General features: G+C 44.1%; 23 protein-coding genes. 18 read left to right on the top strand and 5 right to left on the bottom strand.

All coding sequences use genetic code 11. From position 1 onward, the window contains the following. The first annotated feature begins 209 nt into the window (after positions 1–209). The 11 genes from R7Z49_RS04620 (at position 210) to nirD (ending at position 13660) form a co-directional block, all read left to right on the top strand. Entirely contained in the window at positions 210–644 is a 435-nt protein-coding gene (locus R7Z49_RS04620) for a GNAT family N-acetyltransferase (protein ID WP_017634213.1), read from the top strand. 292 nt (positions 645–936) lie between these two features. Next, positions 937–3600 (top strand): nitrate reductase, encoded by a 2664-nt coding sequence (locus R7Z49_RS04615; protein WP_186585250.1) that lies wholly within the window; start codon positions 937–939, stop codon positions 3598–3600. A gap of 20 nt (positions 3601–3620) precedes the next feature. After that, a complete protein-coding gene (cobA, locus tag R7Z49_RS04610; RefSeq protein ID WP_017634211.1) occupies positions 3621–4526 on the top strand; it encodes a uroporphyrinogen-III C-methyltransferase in 906 nt (301 codons plus the stop codon). Next, entirely contained in the window at positions 4523–5476 is a 954-nt protein-coding gene (locus R7Z49_RS04605; protein WP_130545591.1) for a glycosyl transferase family protein, read from the top strand. The genes cobA and R7Z49_RS04605 overlap by 4 nt, the downstream gene beginning before the upstream one ends. A gap of 229 nt (positions 5477–5705) precedes the next feature. Further along, positions 5706–6623, top strand: coding sequence for a dienelactone hydrolase family protein (locus tag R7Z49_RS04600; protein WP_009704599.1), 918 nt, complete (start codon positions 5706–5708; stop codon positions 6621–6623). Between the two features lie 73 nt (positions 6624–6696). Continuing rightward, the gene (locus R7Z49_RS04595) at positions 6697–7278 is read left to right on the top strand and encodes an ANTAR domain-containing response regulator (protein WP_012842515.1); all 582 of its coding nucleotides are present in this window, start codon (positions 6697–6699) and stop codon (positions 7276–7278) included. 265 nt (positions 7279–7543) lie between these two features. Next, the gene (locus R7Z49_RS04590) at positions 7544–8908 is read left to right on the top strand and encodes a CmpA/NrtA family ABC transporter substrate-binding protein (RefSeq protein ID WP_130545592.1); all 1365 of its coding nucleotides are present in this window, start codon (positions 7544–7546) and stop codon (positions 8906–8908) included. 72 nt (positions 8909–8980) lie between these two features. Further along, entirely contained in the window at positions 8981–9946 is a 966-nt protein-coding gene (locus R7Z49_RS04585; RefSeq protein WP_053303689.1) for an ABC transporter permease, read from the top strand. An 11-nt stretch (positions 9947–9957) separates the two neighbouring features. Then, positions 9958–10794, top strand: coding sequence for an ABC transporter ATP-binding protein (locus R7Z49_RS04580; protein ID WP_005450080.1), 837 nt, complete (start codon positions 9958–9960; stop codon positions 10792–10794). A gap of 10 nt (positions 10795–10804) precedes the next feature. Further along, a complete protein-coding gene (gene nirB, locus R7Z49_RS04575) occupies positions 10805–13324 on the top strand; it encodes a nitrite reductase large subunit NirB (RefSeq protein ID WP_318111384.1) in 2520 nt (839 codons plus the stop codon). Continuing rightward, positions 13325–13660 (top strand): nitrite reductase small subunit NirD, encoded by a 336-nt coding sequence (gene nirD / locus R7Z49_RS04570; protein ID WP_047123394.1) that lies wholly within the window; start codon positions 13325–13327, stop codon positions 13658–13660. A 98-nt stretch (positions 13661–13758) separates the two neighbouring features. On the opposite strand, the gene R7Z49_RS04565 is transcribed toward nirD, so the two are convergent. Further along, on the bottom strand, positions 13759–14163 hold the full coding sequence (locus R7Z49_RS04565; protein ID WP_132936412.1) for a PPC domain-containing DNA-binding protein: 405 nt from the start codon (positions 14161–14163) through the stop codon (positions 13759–13761). A 1-nt stretch (position 14164) separates the two neighbouring features. Then, positions 14165–14740, bottom strand: a complete 576-nt coding sequence (locus tag R7Z49_RS04560; protein ID WP_005375904.1) for a TetR/AcrR family transcriptional regulator — start codon at positions 14738–14740, stop codon at positions 14165–14167. A gap of 284 nt (positions 14741–15024) precedes the next feature. Between R7Z49_RS04560 and R7Z49_RS04555 the strand changes: the two genes are divergently transcribed. The 4 genes from R7Z49_RS04555 (at position 15025) to R7Z49_RS04540 (ending at position 17821) form a co-directional block, all read left to right on the top strand. Beyond that, positions 15025–15639 carry a glutathione S-transferase family protein gene (locus R7Z49_RS04555; RefSeq protein ID WP_005375905.1) on the top strand — a complete coding sequence of 205 codons (615 nt, stop codon included), beginning with the start codon at positions 15025–15027 and terminating at the stop codon, positions 15637–15639. 220 nt (positions 15640–15859) lie between these two features. Then, a complete protein-coding gene (locus R7Z49_RS04550; protein ID WP_132936413.1) occupies positions 15860–16120 on the top strand; it encodes a hypothetical protein in 261 nt (86 codons plus the stop codon). 29 nt (positions 16121–16149) lie between these two features. After that, entirely contained in the window at positions 16150–17379 is a 1230-nt protein-coding gene (locus R7Z49_RS04545) for a PP2C family protein-serine/threonine phosphatase (protein WP_318111383.1), read from the top strand. Beyond that, positions 17360–17821, top strand: coding sequence for an ATP-binding protein (locus R7Z49_RS04540; protein ID WP_318111382.1), 462 nt, complete (start codon positions 17360–17362; stop codon positions 17819–17821). The genes R7Z49_RS04545 and R7Z49_RS04540 overlap by 20 nt, the downstream gene beginning before the upstream one ends. 70 nt (positions 17822–17891) lie before the next feature. On the opposite strand, the gene R7Z49_RS04535 is transcribed toward R7Z49_RS04540, so the two are convergent. The 3 genes from R7Z49_RS04535 to R7Z49_RS04525 form a co-directional block, all read right to left on the bottom strand. Further along, positions 17892–18083: a hypothetical protein gene (locus R7Z49_RS04535; protein WP_025767706.1), complete on the bottom strand. Its 192-nt coding sequence runs from the start codon at positions 18081–18083 to the stop codon at positions 17892–17894. A 34-nt stretch (positions 18084–18117) separates the two neighbouring features. Further along, entirely contained in the window at positions 18118–18453 is a 336-nt protein-coding gene (locus R7Z49_RS04530; protein WP_031781126.1) for an Hpt domain-containing protein, read from the bottom strand. Between the two features lie 446 nt (positions 18454–18899). Further along, positions 18900–21050 carry a serine/threonine-protein kinase gene (locus tag R7Z49_RS04525; protein WP_165935321.1) on the bottom strand — a complete coding sequence of 717 codons (2151 nt, stop codon included), beginning with the start codon at positions 21048–21050 and terminating at the stop codon, positions 18900–18902. A 312-nt stretch (positions 21051–21362) separates the two neighbouring features. Between R7Z49_RS04525 and tagH the strand changes: the two genes are divergently transcribed. The 3 genes from tagH to tssK are packed head-to-tail and all read left to right on the top strand — an operon-like array spanning position 21363 to position 24370. Then, on the top strand, positions 21363–22556 hold the full coding sequence (tagH, locus tag R7Z49_RS04520; protein ID WP_005375931.1) for a type VI secretion system-associated FHA domain protein TagH: 1194 nt from the start codon (positions 21363–21365) through the stop codon (positions 22554–22556). Between the two features lie 11 nt (positions 22557–22567). Then, positions 22568–23023 carry a type VI secretion system lipoprotein TssJ gene (gene tssJ / locus R7Z49_RS04515; RefSeq protein ID WP_005375933.1) on the top strand — a complete coding sequence of 152 codons (456 nt, stop codon included), beginning with the start codon at positions 22568–22570 and terminating at the stop codon, positions 23021–23023. Positions 23024–23044: 21 nt separating this feature from the next. Then, positions 23045–24370, top strand: coding sequence for a type VI secretion system baseplate subunit TssK (tssK, locus tag R7Z49_RS04510; RefSeq protein WP_080276943.1), 1326 nt, complete (start codon positions 23045–23047; stop codon positions 24368–24370). The last annotated feature ends 6 nt before the right edge of the window (positions 24371–24376 follow it).

Raw genomic sequence — 24376 nt, 5'->3', positions numbered from 1 at the left:
AATGGTTATATGTATTGAAATTTTCATCTTGTGTGGTTTTTGATTTTGCGGTTAAAACTTAATCACGGATGTATGTTCTAAGTGAGTTAGGCCTAATTTTCAGGAAGAATATTACATTTCTTAAGCACTTAATTGAGATGTTTGTGTCCCGTCATTTAGATGAGATTTAGGTATACTGCTGCCATTCATGTTAAAGAAGGAGTCATTGAATGGACATCTTGTCTGCGCAAAAAGAGGACTTATTTGCCATATATAAGCTCGAAAATACTTTATTTGGAGAACACGCCTATCCTCAATTTTTCTTTCGGCAAGCTTTTGATTGTTGGGGAGAGAGTTTACTGGTAGCAAAAGAGGGAGAGCAGGTCGCAGGGTATATATTGCTAACGACTAGCACAAATGCACATCAATATTGGATCATGTCATTGGCCGTCGATATTCAACATAGAGGTAAAGGTATTGCGCGTTCCCTCCTAGAAAACGTTATTGCGTCGTTGACGTTAGGCTCAAGCGTGAAATTGACTGTCGATCCTAAGAACCAACCTGCATTGTCTTTATACCTCTCCCTTGGCTTTAAAACGTTAGAAGAAGAAGCGCATTATTTTGGTGACGAAGAATCCAGGTTAGTTATGGAATTAGTAAAGTAATACTGCACGATAATGACCGAAATTTGCACACAATCAGTGCGTAGCATTACGTTGCTATAATTGGTTTTAAGCTAACCCTTTGTATGGTAAGGGTTTTTAATCTTGGCACCTCACTTGCTTTACATAAACGTTCATCGATAACTCGATGCGCCGCTCTTAATAGCAGGCGAGAGCGGTATAGGGTATTACTTTTTGAAAATGTACTAACAGCGTTAAAGGCATTGCTGCCTCTCTCGATTCGGGAGAGGCTTTTTTTTGCTAGTAAGTTGGGCTGAATCGCACTGGAGGTGTTATGTCGCAAGGATGCAAAAAAACCACTTGTCCCTATTGTGGTGTTGGATGTGGTGTCGAGGTCAATACGAAAGGAATCGTTGGGGATGTGTGTCATCCTGCAAATGCGGGATCACTGTGCGTGAAGGGTGTCGCGCTGGCAGAGAGCTTGAATATGCCTTCGCGCTTGTTGTATCCAAAGCTTGTCACCAAGCAACGACCTCAAGGGCAAGAGGTGCAATGGCAACAAGCCACGGATCTGATTGCTGAAAAGATTCATCAAGCGAAAGCGGAGTTTGGACCGGATTCCATCGCGATGTACGTGTCAGGGCAGTTGTTAACGGAAGACTATTACGTCGCCAACAAACTCATGAAAGGCTATGTTGGCAGCGCAAACATCGATACGAACTCGCGTTTGTGTATGTCTTCGGCGGTTGCGGCTCATGTACGAGCATTTGGTGAAGATGTCGTTCCCGTCAATTACGACGATATTGATAAGACTGAGCTATTGATCATTTGCGGTGCTAATACCGCTTGGACGCACCCTGTTTTATTCCGACGTATTCAACAAGCGAGAGAAAACAATCCTAACCTCAAGCTGGTGGTCATTGACCCGCGTGAAACGGTCACCGCACAGCAAGCGGATTTGCATCTACCGATTAAAAACGATGGTGATGTGTCACTCTTCAATGGGCTGCTCAAGTTTCTTATTGAACAACAATTGATTGATTCTGAATACATAAATTCTTATACCGACGGATTTAATGCACTTAGAGAAGAAGTTTCTGATTTGCGTTACGATGTCACTAATTTGACGTCTTCCATTGGCATTTCAGAAGAAAAACTCACGACATTCTTCCAATGGTTTGCGCAAAGCCCAACCGCAATTACGTTGTTTTGCCAAGGGGTAAACCAAGCCGAAAATGGCGTCGACAAAGGCAATGCAATCATTAATGCACACTTGGCGACGGGTAAAATTGCCAAGTCAGGTTGTGGGCCGTTTTCTATTACAGGTCAGCCCAATGCGATGGGTGGGCGAGAAGTCGGTGGATTGGCAAACCAGTTAGCGGTTCATCGTGCTTTTGACGCAAAGTCTATAAAGCAAGTGCAGGCGTTTTGGGATTCACCAGAAATTGCCACTCAGCCCGGTTTAAAAGCTGTTGAACTGTTTGAGGCGGTAGAACGTGGTGAGATTAAAGTTCTCTGGATCATGGCAACCAATCCTGTTGTCTCTTTGCCAGATAACCAATTGGTAAAACGTGCACTAGAGATTTGTCCGTTTGTGATTGTTTCCGATATCACAGCGGATTCGGATGTAGCGCATTACGCGGACCTATTGCTACCCGCCGCTGGCTGGGGGGAGAAGCAAGGCATGGTGACCAATTCTGAGCGTCGACTTTCAAGGCAGCGCCAGTTTCAAACGCCTCCCGGTGAAGCAAAATCAGATTGGTGGGCGATAAGCCAAGTTGGGCAAGCTCTGTGTGCATTGGAAAAGACACAAAATGGCTTTGCGTTTACTTCTGAGCGGGCGGTATTCAGGGAATATGCCGCGATGACAGGCATGAATGCAGATTCGCCATTGAAGCTAGATCTTTCTCAATACGCCAACTTAACCGAGCAAGAATACGAAGAGTGGGTGCCGACACAATGGGGAGGAGAGCGCCCTTTTGCTGATGGCGTCTATTCACACCCAGATGGAAAAGCGCGTTTTGTCGTGACCAGTGAATCTCCAACGCGCTTAGAAAGAACAAAAGGCTGGTGGCTCAATACGGGCAGGCAACGTGACCAATGGCATACCATGACGCGCACAGGGCATATCGCCCACCTTGCCGCCTCAGAGTTAGAACCAACCGTGTACATGAACACGCTCTCTGCCACTCAAAATCGCTTAAAAGCAGGACAGCTCACCAAGCTGTTTCAGCCTGCTTCAAACACCGGTATTTATGCCAAAGTTGCCATTGATGAAGGTTTGGGTTTTCAGGAGCTGTTTATGTCAATGCACTGGGCGGGTCGATATGGCGGTGAAAGCAGTGTTAATGCGATAGTAAACAGCGCAAAAGACCCTATTTCAGGGCAGCCTGCATTTAAGTCGTCTTATGTTGAAGTGCAAGACGCCGCGGTCAAAACCTACGGTATGTTCATCGGTACACAGTTTGATTCCGGTAAATTTCTCTACAGCGCATTTCAAGCAGAAAGCAATTTGGGCATTTGGCGCTTTGCACATGATAAGCGACCAAAGAAGCAGAGTTTTTGTCGAACGGAAAAGAGCCGCAGAATTACGATAGATATTGTCCAAGGTTGGCTAGCGGTGGACTATGACCTTGTTGGAGACGTGCGTATCATTCGCTCTGTTTTGGTGGTGTCTAGTGAACCGATTCAAACCGACTACACCAACTTTACCGGCTTGATTGGCAAGCCGATGGAGCTATCGCAACTGCTTACCATCACTCAATCGCAAAGCAGTGCCAAACTGGTTTGTAGTTGTTTCCGCGTTACCGATAAACAAATACATGACGCGATGGAGAAACAAGACTGCACGTCAGTGACCCAACTTCAAAACAAACTCAAATGCGGTACTAACTGTGGCTCGTGCGTCTCTCAAATCAAACAAATGGTCGACAGCCATCAGCATCAAAAGGGCAAACAGCAAGCGAACCAGCAAAGTTTGGCTATTCAAATAAAGTAAGTCATAAAGAGGATAAGCACATGGAAGCGCCTTATCAAAAGTCTTGGTTTAAGAAAGGACAAGCGAGTCAGAAACAAGAACGCTCGTCTCGCTTTTCTAAGCATGATCAAGCAAGCAAACTGAACCAACTTTTAGAAGACCATTCACTAGACCTGGACGCGAACCACAAAGGTTTTGTCTCGATTGTCGGAGCAGGGCCGCACGATCCTGACTTGTTAACGGTAAAGGCTGTGAAAGCGATTATGTCGGCAGAGGTACTGTTGTACGACCGTTTGGTTAACAAAGATATTTTGGAGTTGGCTTCGCCACAAGCCGATTGGATTTACGTGGGCAAAAGATGCGGACAACCTAGTATTGGTCAGGAAGAAATTTGTGACTTGATGGTATCGCTCGCTCAACAAGGAAAGCGAGTTGTACGCTTAAAAGGGGGAGATCCTTTTGTATTTGGCCGTGGAGGTGAAGAGGCGTTAGCACTCGTCAAACACTCAATCGCGTACGAAGTCATTCCCGGCATTACCGCTGCGATTGGATGTTCAGCAAACAGCTTGATTCCGCTGACTCATCGTGGCGTTGCTCGTAGCGTTACCTTTGTGACGGGGCAAGTGGTAACAGGCGCATTTGAAGCGTGGAGCCAACTGATGCAAAGCGGACAAACGTTAGTCTTCTATATGGGGTTAGAAAAATCATCGCAAATACAAACGGGTTTAATAGGCTCTGGTTTGAGAGAAGATTTCCCTGTCGCGATCATCACTCATGGTTGCAGCCCTCAACAACAAGTGCACGTTACACAACTCAATCAGCTCAATGATTTATCGATTACACTTAAAGGCGTGAGCCCAGCATTGATTGTGATGGGAGAAGTTGTCAAACTGCGCGAACAACTAATAGAAACCGTACAGTCAGTGACGGAATACGAGGGAATATGAGCAGCATTTTGGAGTGTATTAGAACAGTCGGTCGTGGCGAACGTGGTAGAAAACCACTGAACTTTGACCAAGCGTTTCGAGTTATGGATGAATACCTAAACGGTGAGTGCGATGATGATCAGATGGCGATGTTATTGATGCTGATCCGCGTACAGAACGAGACTCAACAAGAAATCGCTGGCTTTGTGAAAGCATTCCAATCCCGCATGCCTGCTATTGGTGCAGATATTGATTGGCCATGCTATGCGGGCAAACGTGAAGCGGCAGGTCAGCCTTGGCATCTGTTGGCAGCGAAAATCCTTGCCGATAATGGCCACAAAGTGCTGATGCACGGATATCACGACCGTCAATCTGGTCGTTTACACGCTGAAGACTACCTCGACAAATTTGCTATCGAGAAAGCGGAATCAGCAGAAGAAGCAAAGCGTGTCTTAGAAACACAAAACATCGTGTATCTACCGCTCAGCGCATTTGCTCCACAAGCAGAAACCATGATCGGTTGGAAGAATCGTTATGGGCTTAGAACGCCGATTAATACCGTGGTTCGAGCATTGAATCCGGGGCAAGCAACGGTTGGTATTCGTGGTAGCTTCCATCCTGGTTTCCAACAACTTCATGCAGAAGTCGAATACGAGATCGGTCAAACCGCTCACGCTGTTGTGTCATTCAAAGGACAATCGGGTGAGTCAGAATACAACCCGAAAGTAAGCCAAACAGTATGGTTAAGCCAAACAAGCGGCGTGACATCGCACTACTGGACGGAGCAAATGCTGTCTGAGGTGCCAATGCCTGCGAACTGCCCGTTTGGGACGTCAGAAGATGACATGAACCAAATGGCGAATACGGTTCTCGCTACGATGACAGTGATCTTGTTTGCACAAATGCACGACAGGGAAAAAGCATTCGAACGCGCCTTCTCCTACTGGCAAGCCTATTGTGGCCAGCAATAACGCACTATTGTCAATTAATGTAAAACCAACGACGCAAAGTTGTTGAATCTGAATCCATTATCTATTGTTTGAAGAAGGTAAAAGATCCTAGCTCGCCAATGATGTGTTTCACCACCTTGCTCCGTATCAGAGTGGTGAAACCGCAGTTTTAGCCTCAATCGCGTTCGTTTCTCGCTGCGCTTTTGAGAATGAGAAAATCCCATATGGTAAGACACAGAGGACATGGATAATGGTTCTAAAGCATACCACTCCTAGTGAAAAGGCTTCTCACCCGATCCCGCAAGAAGCCTTCGATTGGTACGACGAATACGCCCACGGAAAAATCTCGCGCCGTGAGTTTCTTAATAGGCTGGGTGGTCTTGCTGTGCTTGGCTTTAGCATGACAGCACTGGTCGACGCGCTAACCCCTAATTACGCACTCGCAGAACAAGTTTCATTTAACGATCCTGACATCAAGGCAACGTACGAAACCTTTCCATCTCCAAATGGACATGGAGAAGGTCGCGGCTATTTGGTGATGCCACAGAAGAAGACTTTAAAATCGCCGACTGTGTTGGTGATTCATGAAAACCGAGGTCTGAACCCTTATATCAAAGATGTCGCAAGACGACTTGCAAAAGATGGCTTTATTGCTTTCGCTCCAGACGCACTTTATCCACTCGGCGGCTATCCGGGGAACGACGATGAAGGTCGCGCCATGCAGAAAGAGATGGACAGAGCCAAGATCGAACAAGACTTTATTGCAGCCGCTAACTTCCTCAAACAATACGAGGGTGGCAACGGTAAATTGGGCGCGGTTGGATTCTGCTTCGGTGGATACATTGTCAATATGCTTGCAGCGGTAATGCCTGAAGAGCTCGATGCAGGTGTGCCTTTTTATGGAACACCAGCTGCGCAAGAGATCCAAAAGCAAGTCAAAGGGCCGTTGATGATTCACTTTGCAGGGCTCGATAAGCGTGTTAACGACACATGGCCTGCTTATGAGCAGCAATTGATCGCAACCGACGCACAGTATCAAGCGTTAATGTATGAGAACGTCAACCACGGCTTCCATAACGACTCAACAGCACGCTACGCACCGGAAGAAGCAGCACTCGCTTGGGAGCGCACACTCGGCTTCTTCAAAGAACATCTCGCCTCTAGTTAAAACGCGTCTATTTTAGTTGGCACATTCCTTGTTATGTCTCTCTTAGTGAGTGAGATATAAACAAGGAATGTGCATGACTCAATCAACGTCAAAAACACCCATCATAGTATGTTGTGATAGCCTCCAAGAGCAGGCTCGATTGTCCGGCTTATTGAGCAAAGATTACGACAACATCATCGGTTGCCAATTGGCACAACTAGAAACGTTAATGCAACGAGAACCGTCAGCAAGCGTTGTGGTTGGATGGCAGCAACCAACCGCGGAACTGCGTTTGATCGTCGATTTCTGCCGCAGAAAATCGGCACCACTTCTTATCGTCTTAAAGCAGTTATCATCTAATGATATCAATCGGTTATCAGAAAAAATGGACTATGTGCTCATGCCGCACGATAGTGAGTTTGCGCTTCAGCCTTGGATTGAACATGCGACACTAGTGAGAGCGAAATTCGAAAGTATGCAATCGGAAATTGAATCGCTGACCCATAAGATTGAAGAGCGCAAGCTGGTGGAAAAAGCCAAAGGTCTGCTGATGAAGATGCACAGCGTTGATGAAGAACAGGCTTATAAAGCACTTAGAAATTCAGCCATGCAATCGAGCCAAACGCTCGCACAAGTTGCCAAGAATTTGATAACTACTTTGGAGGTGCTTGATTAGTTGCTCTACCACTTTGGGGTTAGAGTGCGTTTTCTAACGTGGTGCGTGTTGCACTATCAGCAAGCAATAACAGGGAATAACAAACGGCAAGATATACCAACTTATTGTATTTAATGTGAAAAATAAGTTGGCACAGTAATTGGATTAGTAGAATTGGGTTTATTGTTGAATCGCTTATCTCAATTATCAACGGCGGTAATTGTAGACTTAGCAACGGCGCTACTGCTCTTCGGAGTAGTGGCGCTTTTTTTATGGGAGCAAACCAATGAAATGGAGTTCGATGCTGAAAGTGTCAGCAATTTCGTTATCGGTATTCACCACGGTCAGCGTAAAGGCAGAGTTGGGTGAGCCAGAAATTGAAGACCTGAAGTTTGGTTTTATTAAGTTAACCGATATGGCACCGCTGGCGGTTGCTTATGAGAAAGGCTTTTTTGAAGACGAAGGCTTGTACGTCACTTTAGAAGCGCAAGCAAACTGGAAGGTGCTTTTAGACCGAGTCATCGACGGTGAGCTTGCTGGCGCGCACATGCTTGCTGGTCAGCCATTGGGCGCGACGATTGGTGTCGGCACAAAAGCAGAAGTGATTACCGCGTTCAGTATGGATTTGAACGGCAACGCAATCACGGTTTCCAATGATACTTGGGAGCAGATGAAGCAATACATTCCAAAACAACCAGATGGCAAACCTGTTCACCCAATCAAAGCGGATGCACTGAAGCCTGTGGTCGACAGCTATCTGGATAAAGGCAAACCGTTCAACATGGGCATGGTGTTCCCGGTATCGACGCACAACTATGAGTTGCGATATTGGTTAGCGGCAGGCGGGATTCATCCAGGCTTTTACGCACCAGAATCAGGCGATAACAGTGGCCAGTTGGATGCTGACGTTCTTTTGAGTGTTACACCGCCACCACAAATGCCAGCCACAATGGAAGCGGGCACAATCAAAGGCTACTGCGTTGGCGAACCATGGAACCAACAAGCTGTGTTCAAGGGCATTGGTACACCAGTCGTGACCGATTACGAGATCTGGAAGAACAACCCAGAGAAAGTATTTGGTGTTTCTAAAGCTTGGGCTGAGAAGTATCCAAACACGCACATTCGCGTAGTGAAAGCCTTGATTCGAGCGGCACATTGGTTAGATGAAAACGACAATGCCAACCGCCAAGAGGCAGTGAAGATGCTATCAAAAAGCGAATACGTCGGAGCCGATGCCGAAGTTATCGCCAACTCAATGACGGGCACATTTGAATATGAGAAAGGCGACAAACGAGACGTGCCAGACTTCAACGTTTTCTTCCGTCATAACGCCACGTATCCGTATTACAGCGATGCGATTTGGTATCTGACTCAAATGCGCCGTTGGGGACAAATCTCAAGCGAGAAATCCGATGATTGGTACATGGATGTGGCGAAAGAGGTTTACCGTCCAGATATCTACAAACAAGCAGCTCAAGCGCTAATTGAAGATGGTGTGTTGAGCAAAAAAGACTTCCCAGATTTTAGTGCTGAAGATGGTTTCCGTGCGCCACAAACACACTTTATCGACAACATCGTTTATGACGGTCGCGAGCCAAATAAATATCTAGAGAAGTTCTCTATCGGGCTTAAAGGAAAAGACAAGGTTTAACCATAACGATAAACGCCACAGGCGAGGGAATTCGCTTGTGGCAACAAGGATGTAAATTTCTTAGGAGTGAGTATGTCTAGTAATGTCATTTCCCTGTTTCCTGCTAAGCAGGTAGTGAACCGAAGTCGGCTGGTGCTTTTGCCCGTCATTGGCTTGCTGATCTTTTTGGCAATGTGGCACTTAGCAGCGAGAGAAGTGCAAACTTCATTAGGTACGCTACCGGGACCTGTGCAAACTTTTCAGCAGTTCAGCAACCTTGTCGATGACCATTGGCAAGAGCGAGAAAAGGAACAAGCGTTTATCGAGCGTCAGGAAAAGCGCAATGCTGCGAAGTTAGCGAAGAATCCAGACGCGGAAGTGAAGATTCGTCCTTACACAGGTAAACCGACGTTCTTCGACCAAATCGTGACTAGCTTAGTGACTGTGACCGCGGGCTTTCTGCTGGCGACGATTATCGCGATTCCGCTTGGCATCGTGCTTGGTCTTAATCAAGGGCTGTATCAAGCGTTCAACCCAATCATTCAACTGCTCAAGCCCGTATCACCTTTAGCTTGGCTACCCATCGTTACCATGGTTGTAAGTGCCACTTATGTGAGTGATGACCCGATGTTTGCTAAGTCGTTCATTAACTCTCTGATCACAGTAGCGCTATGTAGCTTATGGCCGACGCTGATTAATACCGCTGTGGGTGTAACGAGCGTTGATAAAGACTTAATCAACGTGAGCAAAGTGCTCCAACTTTCGTGGTGGCAGCACATTCGCACTATCGTTTTACCTTCTGCCATTCCAATGATCTTCACAGGTTTACGTCTCTCTTTAGGTATCGCTTGGATGGTGTTGATTGCGGCAGAAATGCTCGCTCAGAACCCGGGGTTAGGCAAGTTCGTTTGGGATGAATTCCAGAACGGCAGCTCGGCATCATTGGGGCGCATCATGGTGGCAGTCATCACCATTGGTTTTATCGGTTTGATGCTCGATAGAGGCATGCTGCAACTTCAAAAGTGGCTGTCTTGGAATAAACAACAAGCGTTGAGATAAGGGAAACGATCATGGAAAAAGCATTATTAGATCTAACGCGTTTAGGGATGCGATTCCCAACGCCAGATGGCGAGTTCATCGCGCTTAAGAACGTCGATTTACAAATCAATAAAGGTGAGTTTGTATCCCTAATTGGTCACTCTGGCTGCGGTAAATCAACGGTATTAAACTTAGTCGCAGGGCTACACATGCCAACAGACGGCGGCGTAATAGTCGATGGACGAGAGGTGGCAGGGCCGGGACCCGACCGCGCAGTGGTATTCCAAAACCATTCATTATTGCCTTGGTTAACCGTGTATCAAAACGTTGAGCTTGCAGTAAAACAAATTGCCGGCAAAAAGGGCAAAGCGTGGATTCAGGAACAAGTGAACCACTATTTGGAGTTGATTCAAATGCAGCATGCTGCGCACAAAAAGCCGGATGAAATCTCGGGCGGTATGAAGCAGCGAGTCGGCATTGCGAGAGCACTGGCACTTCAACCAAAGGTTTTGCTGATGGATGAGCCATTTGGTGCGCTGGATGCGTTGACTCGTGCGCACTTACAGGATGCACTGATGAAGATTCAAGCCGAGCTAAACAATACCGTCATCATGATTACCCATGACGTGGATGAAGCGGTGCTGCTATCTGACAAAATCGTGATGATGACTAATGGACCGGCAGCAACCATTGGAGAAGTGTTAGAAGTAAATCTACCTCGCCCTCGTGAGCGTGTAGCACTGGCGGATGATGCGCAGTATCAGAAGTGTCGACAAGCGGTGTTGAAGTTCCTTTACGAGAAGCAATCCAAAGTCGAGATTCCTGCTTCGAAAGAAGACAAACCCAAAACCGCAGCGCAAACGGCATAAGGAGGCAGCGATGAACAGTCCTTTAACGATTCCAGTAAAGAACGCATTGAGCCACATCGTTGTGGTAGGCAACGGTATGGTCGGGCAACACCTTGTCGAGCAATTAGTACAGAAAAACGCGCATTTGGAGCACCGAATTACCGTGATTGGTGCAGAGCGCTTTATCGCGTATGACCGTGTACAGTTGTCCTCTTTGTTTGCGGGTAAGTCTCATGATGATTTGATGCTGAGTAACCAAGAATGGTACGACATGCATGGCATCCAACTCGTACTTGGCAGCCAAGTAACAGGCATCGACAGAGAGCAAAAGCGCATTCTCCTTGATGGTGAAGATGTGCTGGGTTACGACGAACTTGTGCTCGCGACCGGTTCTTACCCATTTGTGCCGCCAATTGAAGGTAAAGACCGCGACAACGTGTTTGTCTACCGCACGCTTGATGATCTTTCACAGATCAAAAAGGCATGTGAAGGTGCAAGAACAGGCGCAGTGATTGGCGGCGGCTTGTTGGGTTTAGAAGCGGCAAACGCACTCAAACTGTTGGGGCTAGAAACTCACGTCATTGAGTTTGCACCTCGCCTGATGCCCGTACAGTTAGATGATGGTGCTGGCTTAGTGCTAAAAGAGAAGATTGAAGCGCTAGGGTTAACCGTACATACCTCGACGGGTACGGAACGAATCTGCGATGGTGAAACGGCTAAGCATCGTATGGTGTTTAAAGACAAAGATCCTCTCGAAGTGGATGTGATTGTCTTTTCCGCAGGTATTCGCCCTCAAGATGAGCTGGCAAAACTGGCTGAGCTGGAAGTAGGCGAACGAGGCGGTATTGTGATTAACAATCAATGCCAAACCAGCGATGAGAATATTTATGCGATTGGCGAATGTGCTCTTTGGGAGCAAAAGATCTTTGGTTTAGTCGCACCCGGTTACACCATGGCAAGAACCACTGCTGATGTCCTGACTGGAATGCCAAGCGAAGGTTTTAAAGGTGCAGACATGAGCACCAAACTCAAGCTGCTTGGGGTGGATGTGGCGTCTATCGGAGATGCACAAATGCAAACCGAAGGCGCACAAGAAATGGTCTTGCAAGATGCGGTAGCAGGCATCTACAAAAAGCTGGTGGTTGATGCGAGCGGCACCCAATTACTTGGTGCGATTCTCGTCGGTGATAACAGCGATTACGATGCGCTCTTACAGTGTTATTTGAACAAAACAGTCTTGCCAGACCACGCCGCGAACCTGTTGTTTGATACCGGAATGCTTGATGGAGAGATGCCAGACAGCGCCATCATCTGTTCTTGTCACAACGTCACAAAAGGTGACTTAGTTGCCGAGATTCAAGCCGGCACTACCAACCTGACGGACCTTAAAGCCAACACCAAAGCCGGTACTGGCTGTGGTGGGTGTAGCAATATGGTGAAGTCGGTATTGGATACTCAACTGGCAGCCATGGGGGTAGAGGTTAACAACCACCTTTGTGAGCACTTTGAGCTTAGTCGCCAAGAGATGTTCCATATTTGCCAAGTGGAACAAATCAAAGACTTCGACACCTTAATCGCACTGCATGGCAAAGGGCATGGGTGTGATATCTGTAAGCCGACAGCGGCATCTGTGTTCGCTTCTTTGTGGAATGAACACATCATGGAGCCTCAACATCAATCTCTGCAAGATTCTAATGATGCCTTTATGGCGAACCTACAAAAAGATGGCTCTTACTCGATTGTGCCTCGTGTTCCGGGTGGCGAAATCACACCAGACAAACTTATCGTACTAGGTGAAGTCGCTCAGCAGTACGATCTGTACACCAAGATCACTGGTGGTCAGCGCGTGGATTTATTTGGTGCGCAGTTAGAACAGCTTCCTGAAATCTGGCAAACCTTAATTGATGCCGGTTTTGAAACAGGGCACGCCTACGGCAAGTCGGTCCGCACCGTGAAATCTTGCGTCGGTTCTACGTGGTGTCGCTATGGTGTTGATGATTCAGTTGGATTAGCCATCGAGTTAGAGAACCGCTACAAAGGATTGCGAGCGCCCCATAAGCTTAAGTTTGCCGTATCGGGCTGTACTCGTGAGTGTGCAGAAGCGCAAAGTAAAGACATTGGGGTGATCGCCACCGAAAACGGCTGGAATCTATACGTTTGTGGTAATGGTGGCATGAGACCAAGACACGCTGATTTGTTTGCATCCGACTTATCCAAATCAGAGTTGATCACCATGATTGACCGAGTTTTGATGTTCTACGTCAGCACCGCTGATCGCTTACAGCGTACGTCAGTGTGGATGGAGAACATGGAAGGGGGCCTAGACTACCTTAAACAAGTGATTTTGGATGACTCTCTCAACCTATGTGATTCTTTGGATGAACAAATGGCACGAGTCGTAGATACCTATCAATGTGAGTGGAAGAGTACGTTGGATAATCCTCAAAAATTGCAACGCTTCCGTCCTTTCTTGAACAGCACGTCGGGCAGCAAAGTCTTGCCGTACCAACGTGTGCGCGGTCAGCGTATTCCCGTGAAACAGGAGGTGTAAATGGCAGCTTTAACCAAAGTGAAATTGTGTCAGCTTGATGACTTAATGCCGTTTATCGGTGCCACTGTATTGATTGAAGGCGAGCATGTGGCGTTATTCTACATTCCTGATAACGGTGTTTACGCTGTTCAGGATTGGGACCCAATTGGTAAGGCTTATGTGATGAGTCGAGGGATTGTCGGTGATATTGATGGTGAGATGTGTGTTGCATCACCACTGTATAAACAGCACTTCAGTTTAAAGAGTGGGCAGTGTTTAGAAGACGATGCGCACTGTCTAAAAACATGGCAAGTAACAGTCGACGATAATCAGGTTTGTTACTTAGTCGAAGAATGACCCTCGAAACTAGCTTGCTCGAAATGAGTAAATTCTTAGCGTAAGAGACAAGCGAATAAAGCTCCAGAGACAGCACAGTATGGCTCTGGAGCTTTTAATTATTTGGAAGGGTTCACTTGTAGTTCGGTATAGCCAGTCGAGTCGTCCATCGCTCTAGTGAACTCAAGTTCTGAGTAAGAATGGATGATCAATTCCGCGGTGGTATCTATAACCGTGCCTTCCATTAAATGCCCACCCCAAACTCGTCCTTCACGATCAGACACCGAGATATGAACGTGTTGATGTTCAGGCGTTAGAGTTCCCATCACAGAGACGATTTCAAATGGCTCATGTTTGGTTAACGTACTCTCTGCACCTGCCAAACGAAGGTTGAGGTCAGAGACACAGCCAACGCATGAGGCAATCGAGCCAGCTTTGATACCATGCTGCTTGACCAATTTCGCAAGGCTCAGCTTTAAGTCCATGCCTTTGGTAAGACGTACTGCTATCACTTCAATCGACATGTCACTTCCTAATCAAAACCAGCAAGCAGGAAAGCGCGGTATCCAAGTCGGCATAACGTTTAGCTTTGCCAAGTACACGCATACCTTGCATGTTGTTGAGAACAAAACGAGCAAGCTCTTCTGGTTTAAGCGTTTTTGGCACTAAGGTTTCCTTTTGCGCATTGGTCAGCGCATCCGCAATGATGTCGATAAGATGGTCAAACAAAAAATGCCCTTTGCGCAGTACGTCATCGTCTTCGCCAGCGTGCTCAATCAACGCATTTTGAATAAAACACCCACAGTTCCGTTTGCGTTGCAGCTCAGCAAAAGATTTAAGGAACGATTCCAACTCAGGTAAAGACGCGTCGTCTTTTTCCAAATCATTCAGTGACGGTAGCGAGACTTTTTTTAAGTAAGTATCGAGCGCTTCGTAGTAGAGCTGTTGCTTGTCACCATAGGTGTTATAAAGACTGAACCGGTTGATGTTCAACTCGTCGGTGAGATCCGAGATAGACGTGTTCGCAAAGCCCTTGCGCCAAAACACATCCATAGCCACGAGAAGCTTTTCATCTCGGTCGAAGTTGGCTTTTCTTGCCATAAATTACCTGCCTGGGTCTGCTTATCGGGTAATTAAATTGCTTTGGAGGGATGGTACAGAGAACCTCTAGCGTTCGAACTGAACCAATATGATGAATACCCATCTATTCTTGGGTATCAGCCCCCAAATTCATGTGAACTCACAAACGGCATCAAAAATCTCGCTCAGCAAACAGACCCACAACTGTTTGAAAATTTTTGATAGTGAAGTTCTTGACTGATCGTTTATAAACTGACTACAGTATATCCTAACCAATCGGTTAGAAAAAGATAAAAGGATGTGAAATGAAGCTCTATGAAACCGCAATGACTCCAAGTTGTAAGCGAGTTAGCATTTTTCTAAAGGAAATCGGTGGCGAGGTTGAGCGAATTGCGCTGAACGTTCGTGAGGGCGATAACCTATCTGAACCGTTTAAATCGAAAAGCGTGAACGGCAAAGTGCCTCTACTAGAACTGGATGATGGTACGACGATCTGTGAAAGCGTGGCGATTTGTCGCTACCTAGATGAAGCGTTTGAAAATGATCTGGCGCTGTTTGGTGCTAACCAGCTCGAACGTGCTCAGGTGGAAATGTGGCATCGTGTGGTGGAGTTCCAAGGACTAAATGCGGCATTTCAGGCGTTTCGAAACATGACCGGAGTTTATGGAGACAGAGAACGTTGCGTTGAAGCATGGGGCGAAGAATCAAAACAACGCGTCTACGAATTTCTGCCCGTCTTAGACAAGCGTCTTGAACATAATGATTTTATCGCCGTAGACCATTTTACTATCGTCGATATAACAGGCTTTATTTTGATCAGTTTCGCAATTAAAGGCCTAGAAATTGATGTGCTATCGACGTCGCCAAACATTGCTCGATGGTATAACCAAATTTTAGCTAGACCTGCATTTCAGAGTTAATGTATTGCAGCGAGTGGATGATAGCTCGCTGCTACCACCTTACCGATTCTTAACTCAGCAGGATATTCAAATTTTCTCAGATTTTTCTTATTTTTTCTCCTATCGCCTATAATTGGAAAAACAACCTCAATTTGCTTCGTTGCGTTTTAGAGCCTCGAGCTCTTGGTCCGTAGACGCTCTCTTTCATCATGGAAAGTCTAGTAATAGACAAGGAGAGGTCATGAGTATTCAAGTGAAAACTATCAATAATATTCTAATAGCCCTGTTAATGGTTTCGGTTTTTGGTCTATTCGCACTGTACCTCAATTACATACAGCAGGATGAACAGATTGAAAGGCTGCAAAGTCAGTTAATCGAAAAAGAGCATCAGATACTAATTTCTAATGAAGCGTTGTCTTACACTCGATATCAACACCAATTATTAGCCGAAGACTACAGCCGTTTTAGAAATGAGCAGTCAGTGACTAGTGTTTTGCGTTAGCCAGTATAGCAACTGTATTAAGGAGGAAGATGAAACCCATTCTTTTGGTCGATGACAGTAAAACAGTACTGCTTTACATCAGCAGTGCATTGGAAAAGCAAGGCTATGAAGTGGTTGCAGTTGAAGACGGAAGAGCGGCGCTTGAAGTGCTAACCCACCGCCCTGATATTCAGTTTGTGCTGAGCGATTTAATGATGCCTAGAATTAATGGTATTGAATTGTGTCGCCAATTAAAATCTAAAGTTAGCGAACGTTACATTTTCTTTGTTCTACTGTCTTCTAGAAATGACCAAAGTTCGATCGTGAAAGGCATTGATGCTGGCGCAGATGATTTCGTAGATAAGAAGACGTCTGTAGAGGAACTTCAGGCCAGAATCCGTGCGGGGTTTCGTACTTTAGAACTGCACAACAAACTCGTTGAGAGAAATAAAGAGCTAGATGCGGCCTATCAAACAATTCACCAAGACCTACAGTCTGCTAGTCATCTGATGGAGCAACTACTCCCTGCTGAATCAACTATTCAGAATGTAAATTTTAGCTATGTCTACAAACCATGCTCCCAGATTGGTGGTGATATGTTGGGGTATTTGGAGCTCGATGAACGACATGTTGCGTTTTATGTATTTGATGTTTCTGGTCATGGTATTTCTTCAGCTTTGATGGCTTTTTCTATTCAACAGACGCTATCTCAAAGTCAGGGGCCTGATTCGATCACGATGGAGTTGAGAGATGACGGCTATTGCGTAAGTGAGCCTGCATCTGTGATTGAACGGCTAAATCGGCGTTATCAGCAAACTAGAAACAGTCAACTTTACTTTACTATGGCTTACGCCATTCTTAACACAAAATCAGGGCAACTTAGCTATTGCACGGCTGGCCACCCCAGGATCTTAGTTTGGCGAACGAGTACGAAAACGATGGAACAGATAGGTGACGATAACTTTATCGTTGGTGCAATGCAGCCGATGGAATATATCGGTAACCAAATTAGTCTGGATGAGGGCGATGCATTGTGGCTTTATTCGGATGGTTTGATTGAAGCGAGGCAGGGTGAGGAGATGTTTTCACTACAACGATTGGCATCGAGTATAAAAGCTGTTTGCACGCTGACAGTTGAAGACCAAGTGGGAGACGTCTTTAAAAAAGTAAAATCTTGGCATAACGAAGATGAGTTTGATGATGATGCCAGCCTTTTACAGGTAAAATGGCATGGTGAGAGGCTCGATTTTAAGGAAAAGAATGTCAAAGAGCGAATTTAAACGAACTTACGGGAGCTCCCTTACTCACTCACGAAGTGCGAGCAAAGACGTTGTTCGGTTTTTGATGGGTCATCAAATCCCCTTAAATGCAATTCAATCATTGGAGCTTTGTGTCGTTGAACTCATGAATAACGCTTATATTCATTCTTACAGTGAAATAGATGGCCTACCAATTGAAGTGGAGTGTAGGGTTGGGGATGACCAAGTGTCCGGTTTCGTGGAACTGAGAGTCTCTGATTGCGGAGCGCCGATCAATGAAAAGACGTTCATCCAACATAAAAATAAACAGATTGAGGCATCTAACTTAATGGATGACGATAGTTGGTCCTCCTCAGGTCGCGGACTGATGTTAGTCGCTCAATTATCTGACCTGTTTACATTGGAAAAAGGTTTCGAAAACAATACGTTTGTTGTAGTGAAAAGGAATAGGGAGATAAACTAACAACCAAGCAAAGTCGATTTGCTTCACTTGGTCCCTAGCGTTAATCTGACGGTTGCGTTGTATATCATTGTTATTTTGTATTCGTTGTTGGTGCCGGTGATAGTAACGCCTCCAACTCTTCTGGTGTTAGAATATCACTGATGTTTAACATATTACTTTCATCATCTAGCGCCATCTTTGTACGGCTAAGTAAGTACCTTTTTTGAGTTGGTGTTAAGTCTTTGAGAGACTCAATCAACTCCCTGAAATTGCTATTATTCATTGCCATATTTCCCCCAGTTAAGCCTTGAATTTCTTTATTGCATATTCTTCAAGTAAGTGAAGATTTGTTGATTAATTGCAGCTAGCTCTTTAGTAACTATAGCTATATCTGAGCTATCTGGCGCTGTATCGTTTCTGGTTTTTTCTTCTATTCTTTGAAACGCAATGACCGCGGTGTCTTCTCCGAAACTCTCTAGAATGCCCTTTAAACTATGAGCTAATAGATAGAGTTCTGACCAACATTTGCTTGCATATAGCTCATCTATACGCTCTATATCATTCGTGTGATCTTCAAGGTATGTAGAAAAAACAGTGACGATCAGATCTACGTCGTTATCCATGTATGTATTGAGAACATCAAAATTAATCATGTATACCCCTATTAAACGTTGAGGTAGAGGAATGTTTCGGATAATGAAGGCTTAGCCGAAGGTATGAATGGCATAACCAGTATTTGAGCAGAAATAGTTTGCTTGTCGCTTGAGATAAACTTACAAAAAGAAAGTCATTGTTAAAGATATTTTGACTTATATCCAAACGGCAATGGTCGAAATGTAGGGATGAAAAAACTTCAACTCGCGTGTTTTTAACACAAGTAGCAAAGGGGATGTTTCCAAGTAAAACGCCGAGTCGGTAAGTGTCTTGCAGTCCTAGTTTAAGGCTATCGTTACATACGGACGCCAGACGTTCGCCAACTTTGACTATTCCTTCAGTCAAGGCTAACTCTCCTCATTAAGTACAAGTATAAATTAGCAATCTAGTTGCATATTGGCAAGTAATCTACGGCAAAAAAGGGACTCGCGTCCCTTTTGTATTACTAGCTTTGCTTAGAGTCCTGTTCTATTTGCTTCATAAGCTCGTTGGCTTTCTTCATAGCGCGTCTTGCGCTTGAAGTCCTTCGCTTATTAAGCAATATATCGGAGAAGCGTAAGTATTTATCAGCAGTTTTGAATCTTAAATCGTTAACATCCTGAAAACCAATAGGAAAGTTTTTCGAGAACAGATCCACATCCTTCACCAAGTTATCGAGATGAGTTGTCGTCCTTGCCTTTTCTAGGCGAGAATAAAAGTTTTCAAACTCTTCTTGGAACAGGATTCTAGCGGCATCTTCTGGAAACGGTAGAGGGCTGTTGGAATCTAGCGCTGTCTCATATAATTTCATTTCCAGCACTGCATCTTTCATCGCATTACTTATCTGTAAGTTCTCTTGATGCTCTTCTACGTTTGAAAAGAAGGTGTTCCCAACCTTAATAAGAGCAACAAGTGCAGCTGCGTCTTTCTTTTTGAGTGCTTCAGTGAGGTGCTGACCGAAAACATCGCTAGATAACGAACTTGGCGTGAAAGGATAACCTTGATGAATCTGATTTAACTCATCCTTGAGCTCATAGATGGATTTACTGCCGTCTTCTTTACTGTACCGAGACTTTTCAAGTTGACTGTTGATTTGCCTTGCTATCGAAAGTAACGTGGAGTGCTTGCTTGACTGAATATCTAAGGCAAGAACTTCTATTTTATGTGAGTCAGGGTAGTAGGTTTTTGCTTTATCAAGTATGGACTCAATTTCATCATAATTCGGGTAGTTGTTGGCATCAGAATTCAAAACCTGATCAATTTCAGATTCAAACTCGCTGAGAATATAGGTCTTGTGTAAGCGTAATAAGCCAGCCTTAACGACTGGATGTAAGCTTTTTTCACTATCAATCAGTGCCAAACTTTTTTCTGCTGGCGTATCAAGCTGCCACTCTTGTCCGGCAATTTGATCATTTTGCTTGCTAATAACGGTTTCCAAATTGGTGATGGTTTCTTGTTGCTGCTGATAACCAAATACAATGCCGCTAACTAATAATATACTCGCTGCCGCGCCGCTAGCGATAGGCCAATAGCGCATATTCAATTTGCGTTTCAACTGCTCAGGGGTCAGTTCGTTCGGAATAATGCCAGTTGAAAATACGCTTGAAAATATTGGCCACTTAGATGCAGGCATGTTAGTTGGTTTAGAGACCTTGATCTTCTTTTTGAGAGCTTCATTAACTGGAGTTCTTGCGTAAGGGTGTTTGCAACTCAATAGCTCGTAAGCAATACAAAATAGAGCAAACATATCGTCGCTTAAGTTCGGTTCCTTACCGGATAACAGGTTGAGTGATGCATAGTTGGGAGTATAACCAAGCGTTTCAACATTTTCGGATTTACGTTTAGCCGCATATTGATCCTGCTTTAATTGATGTGTTTTAGATACACCAAAATCAAGCAGTTTAACGTTACCCTCAGACGTTAAAATCACATTAGCGGGCTTTAGGTCGGCGTGCACTACACCAAGAGAGTGAGCATATGAGAGTGCATCGAGTACCTGATTTAGGATTGATAAAGTTGCATTAAACTTCAGCCCATGGGGCCTAGAACGCTGTATTAAACTCTCTAATGTTTCTCCGTTAATATACTCCATAACTAAAAAGTATATTTCGCCATCAACACCAAAATCAAAAACCCTAATGATATTAGGGTGGCTTAACCTTTGAGTTTGTTGAGCTTCACGTATTAACATGCGTGCAGTCTCTGGTTGAGAAGCAAACTCTTTCTGTAATATTTTTAACGCAACGTAGGGTGTTTCTGAACCTGAAGATTCAAGAATCCTATCTTTAGCTAAGTAAACATCGCAAAGCCCACCATGCCCAATAACCGACTCAATTTCATACCGATTTTTAACGGACGCTCCTATTAAGCTTTCGTTAATAACATCTTTGTTATTATTTAATGAGTCATCTTTATTGTTTTTTTTCTTATTAACTAACGGAGTGTTTTCTTTTTGAGACAGTTTTGTGTTTGTTTCATTTTTATTTTTAACGGAGGTTTCATTATTAGTGAGTTTGGTTGATTTAATTGCATTGTCTCGTTTTTGAGTCTTTACAATTTTAGTTTTATCTCCGCTTTCTTCGTTATTTATAGAATTGTTTTTATTACTGTCTTCCATCACAAGAACTCCGTATAAATGATGGGGGAATATATACCTTTCTGCTCAATGAAAAGTCATTATGTTAGAATTTCTCGGCCAAACTAACATTCGTTTTTTTATTGATGAAAGTCTAAGTGTCAAAAATTTGAACTTGGTTGGATAATTAAAATTGTTGAACAATACGTGATTGCTTTGATAAAAAAATGATTCATTATTCCGTGCATGATTTTCAATGGCAGTATTAAGATTTTTATTAATCTTACTGTTAATAAGAAAGTAGTTAATAATAAAATTAAAAATAATATCTAGCAGGTCTTTGGCGAGGTTTACATGAAGTTGGTTTTAACCATAACAAGTTTTCACAAATTTACTCCAGAGATTGAGAGTGAGTTCGTGTTTGAATCAAGTGATGAACATGCCAAGGTTACATTTGGTAGGTCTGAACAATGTGATTGGACACTACCAGATCCTGAAAGAGTGGTATCCGGAACCCACGGAGAACTGATTAAGTTTGGTGACAAATACTTGATAAAAGACCTCTCAACTAATGGTACTTTTGTAAATAATGCTGTAACTCCTGTGGGTCAAGGAAATGAAATAGCACTAAGCGATGACGATATGGTTAGCTTAGGGGATTATCAAATTTCAGTTTCTATTCAAACAGATACAGATGTATTCAGTCTTGAGACAAGTAAAAGTCTTTCTAGCGCACCCCCTGAAGTAGTCTCAAGTCCATCGGAAGCAGAATTTGTTGACCTAGGCCTTAGTGCTAGTGAACTCTTAAACGAAAGTGTTCCTTCTGACTTTCAGCTAGATATTGGTTTAGTCGATGATTTTATTGATATCCCAAAGCCCGAAAAACAGAGCACCGTATCTGAAACTTTACCGAAAGTTAACCGACAATCAGAACACCTATCGACTCCCAACTTTGATACCAATGGGGGTGAACTTGCGGCTTTTGTTAGAGGGGTGGGTATAGATCCAATGATGATTCCCAGCGATAACCGAGAGGAATGGTTCGAACAACTGGGGGAGTCATTTTCTTTGATGCTAGTTGGTTTAATGGAAACACTGCATAACAGAGCAGTGTTTAAACAAACAAATCGACTTAGTCATACCGCATTTCGTAAGTCAGAAAATAACCCTTTAAAGTTTTCTGCAAACTTAGAAGATGCGATTCATAACTTATATAACCGTCAAACCGCTAGCTTCTTAAAGCCAAATGCAGCCATTAAAGAAGCATTTAATGACATCGAAAGTCATGAGCAAGCCTTAATGAAAGGTGTTGAAGGTACGGTTTCGAGTGTTATGTCACTTGTTGAACCTACTTCTATATACTCAGATGCTTTAGCGAAAGACACGGTTATTAATAAGGTTATTCCAGCTAGGAAATATGCTCAAAGTTGGAAGAGGTTTGAGGATATTCATGAAAAGCTATCCGATGATATTATCAATAAAGAGTCTCCGTTCTATTTAGAAGACTTCGCTAAGCACTATGAATTAGCATTAAAAAACAAAGGCTAGGAATTAGGGTGATGAAAAAGTTTTACCAATATATTTTGTTATTAATTTCAATAGCTTTATTTGGGTGCTCAGCAGCGAACCTAGTTGTTGATCCATACTCAGATTTAGAAATAGCAGCAAGTCATAACATTAATCCTGATTCAAACGGCAGGCCTTCTCCTGTAGTGGTGTATGTATTTGAATTAACGTCAAATACCATTTTCGAAAGCCAGGACTTTTTTTCTATTTATGAAGAAAGTGAAAAAGTCTTAGGACCTGATTTAGTGAATAAATATGAAGTTTCATTAACTCCAGGTCAGAAAGAAACATATCAAGCAAGTATGTCTCCAAAGACAGAATATTTAGGCATTGTCGTAGCGTTTCGAGATATTGAAAACTCAAATTGGCGACAAGTCATTAAAGTGGATAAGACCGGTTACAACACATATCAAGTATTGTTAGAAGATCTGTCTTTGGTCGTTAAATAACGTTTAGTTGGCTAATTATAAATGACGCAATACTCCAAGACGGCTTGGTGCGAAGGAATGTTTTTACGTCCCCAGCACTTCCAACAACAAGAACGCGCAACCTCTCAAGAATTCAAGGGCTTACATCAGTTAGGTGGGGCTTACAATTGGGGAGTTTGGAAATGTCGAGTAAAAAAACACGCGCTAAAAGATGGTCTTATTGAACTTGAGCATCTTGAAGCTGTTTTGCCAGATATGACGTTGGTTAATACGTTAATATCCAACGATTCAGTTTCGCCTCTACTTATTGATAAAAACACTGAAAATACGTTAGTAAAAATAACTCTCCCTCTTTCAAGTGTTACAGGTAAAAACGTTTCGGATGTAAGCGAATCGATCGTCTCTCGTTATGTACTTCAAGATATCGACGTGATAGATAACCTTACAGGACAAGATGAAGAAACCATCCAAGTTGCAGCCCTTAACCTAGAGTTGAAAGCGAGTAATGACAAATTAGCGGGTTATGTGGAGTTACCTATCTTAAGGATCAAAGAGGTAACTCCTGAAGGGGAAGTTATACTAGACGATGAGTACGTTCCTCCGCTTATCAACCTCCTTAGCGACAAAGTTATGTCAGCTTATCTACGTAACGTTATCGCGATGACAAAGATGCGTGCTGACGTTATTGCACAGCGCTTGATTAAGGGTAAATCTGCATCGGCATCTGCTGTTGATTTCATCATGCTCCAAATGCTGAACCGATATGAGGCGAAGTTAAAGCATTTCAGTGAGTTAGATAGGTTACATCCACTGGAATTAGCGACGACACTTAAAGGTTACATTGGTGAGTTAGCCACTTTTTCTAATAAAACTAAAAGAGTCCCAAGTTTGCTTGCGTATGATCACTTAGATGTATCAAGTGTCTATAGCGAGTTGAATCAGATACTCAGTCAGTACCTCAGTGTTGTCCTAGACCAAACTGCGACCAAACTTCCGTTGGAGCCTCGCCAATACGGTATTCAAGTGACGCCGCTTCCAGATAAACGCTTGCTTGAGTCATGCCAATTTGTGCTAGCAATTAAAGCAGACACCACAACAGATGAAATAAGACGCCTGGTCCCAGCGCAACTCAAGTTTGGCCCGGCAGAACAGATTCGCGATCTAATTAATAATCAGATCAACGGTATAAACGTAGTGCCGTTGAGTGTCGTCCCGAGACAGATTCCTTACCAAACGGGCTATGTTTATTTCGAAGTTGTCAAGAAAGGGCCATTTTGGATGAGGCTAAAAGATAGTGGCGGTATTGCGCTTCACCTATCAGGGCATTTTCCGAACGCTGAACTTGAGCTTTGGAGTATTAATCAATAGGCGCGC

Source organism: Vibrio sp. 1562 (genome assembly GCF_033340155.1).
GTDB classification, from domain to species: domain Bacteria; phylum Pseudomonadota; class Gammaproteobacteria; order Enterobacterales; family Vibrionaceae; genus Vibrio; species Vibrio alginolyticus.
This window is presented reverse-complemented; position numbering and strand designations above follow the sequence as displayed.

Bases quoted from the DNA above. Each gene is read 5' to 3' on its own strand.
- R7Z49_RS04620 (WP_017634213.1), top strand. From the start codon at position 210: ATGGACATCTTGTCTGCGCAAAAAGAGGACTTATTTGCCATATATAAG.
- R7Z49_RS04615 (WP_186585250.1), top strand. From the start codon at position 937: ATGTCGCAAGGATGCAAAAAAACCACTTGTCCCTATTGTGGTGTTGGA.
- cobA (WP_017634211.1), top strand. From the start codon at position 3,621: ATGGAAGCGCCTTATCAAAAGTCTTGGTTTAAGAAAGGACAAGCGAGT.
- R7Z49_RS04605 (WP_130545591.1), top strand. From the start codon at position 4,523: ATGAGCAGCATTTTGGAGTGTATTAGAACAGTCGGTCGTGGCGAACGT.
- R7Z49_RS04600 (WP_009704599.1), top strand. From the start codon at position 5,706: ATGGTTCTAAAGCATACCACTCCTAGTGAAAAGGCTTCTCACCCGATC.
- R7Z49_RS04595 (WP_012842515.1), top strand. From the start codon at position 6,697: ATGACTCAATCAACGTCAAAAACACCCATCATAGTATGTTGTGATAGC.
- R7Z49_RS04590 (WP_130545592.1), top strand. From the start codon at position 7,544: ATGAAATGGAGTTCGATGCTGAAAGTGTCAGCAATTTCGTTATCGGTA.
- R7Z49_RS04585 (WP_053303689.1), top strand. From the start codon at position 8,981: ATGTCTAGTAATGTCATTTCCCTGTTTCCTGCTAAGCAGGTAGTGAAC.
- R7Z49_RS04580 (WP_005450080.1), top strand. From the start codon at position 9,958: ATGGAAAAAGCATTATTAGATCTAACGCGTTTAGGGATGCGATTCCCA.
- nirB (WP_318111384.1), top strand. From the start codon at position 10,805: ATGAACAGTCCTTTAACGATTCCAGTAAAGAACGCATTGAGCCACATC.
- nirD (WP_047123394.1), top strand. From the start codon at position 13,325: ATGGCAGCTTTAACCAAAGTGAAATTGTGTCAGCTTGATGACTTAATG.
- R7Z49_RS04565 (WP_132936412.1), bottom strand. From the start codon at position 14,163: ATGTCGATTGAAGTGATAGCAGTACGTCTTACCAAAGGCATGGACTTA.
- R7Z49_RS04560 (WP_005375904.1), bottom strand. From the start codon at position 14,740: ATGGCAAGAAAAGCCAACTTCGACCGAGATGAAAAGCTTCTCGTGGCT.
- R7Z49_RS04555 (WP_005375905.1), top strand. From the start codon at position 15,025: ATGAAGCTCTATGAAACCGCAATGACTCCAAGTTGTAAGCGAGTTAGC.
- R7Z49_RS04550 (WP_132936413.1), top strand. From the start codon at position 15,860: ATGAGTATTCAAGTGAAAACTATCAATAATATTCTAATAGCCCTGTTA.
- R7Z49_RS04545 (WP_318111383.1), top strand. From the start codon at position 16,150: ATGAAACCCATTCTTTTGGTCGATGACAGTAAAACAGTACTGCTTTAC.
- R7Z49_RS04540 (WP_318111382.1), top strand. From the start codon at position 17,360: ATGTCAAAGAGCGAATTTAAACGAACTTACGGGAGCTCCCTTACTCAC.
- R7Z49_RS04535 (WP_025767706.1), bottom strand. From the start codon at position 18,083: ATGAATAATAGCAATTTCAGGGAGTTGATTGAGTCTCTCAAAGACTTA.
- R7Z49_RS04530 (WP_031781126.1), bottom strand. From the start codon at position 18,453: ATGATTAATTTTGATGTTCTCAATACATACATGGATAACGACGTAGAT.
- R7Z49_RS04525 (WP_165935321.1), bottom strand. From the start codon at position 21,050: ATGGAAGACAGTAATAAAAACAATTCTATAAATAACGAAGAAAGCGGA.
- tagH (WP_005375931.1), top strand. From the start codon at position 21,363: ATGAAGTTGGTTTTAACCATAACAAGTTTTCACAAATTTACTCCAGAG.
- tssJ (WP_005375933.1), top strand. From the start codon at position 22,568: ATGAAAAAGTTTTACCAATATATTTTGTTATTAATTTCAATAGCTTTA.
- tssK (WP_080276943.1), top strand. From the start codon at position 23,045: ATGACGCAATACTCCAAGACGGCTTGGTGCGAAGGAATGTTTTTACGT.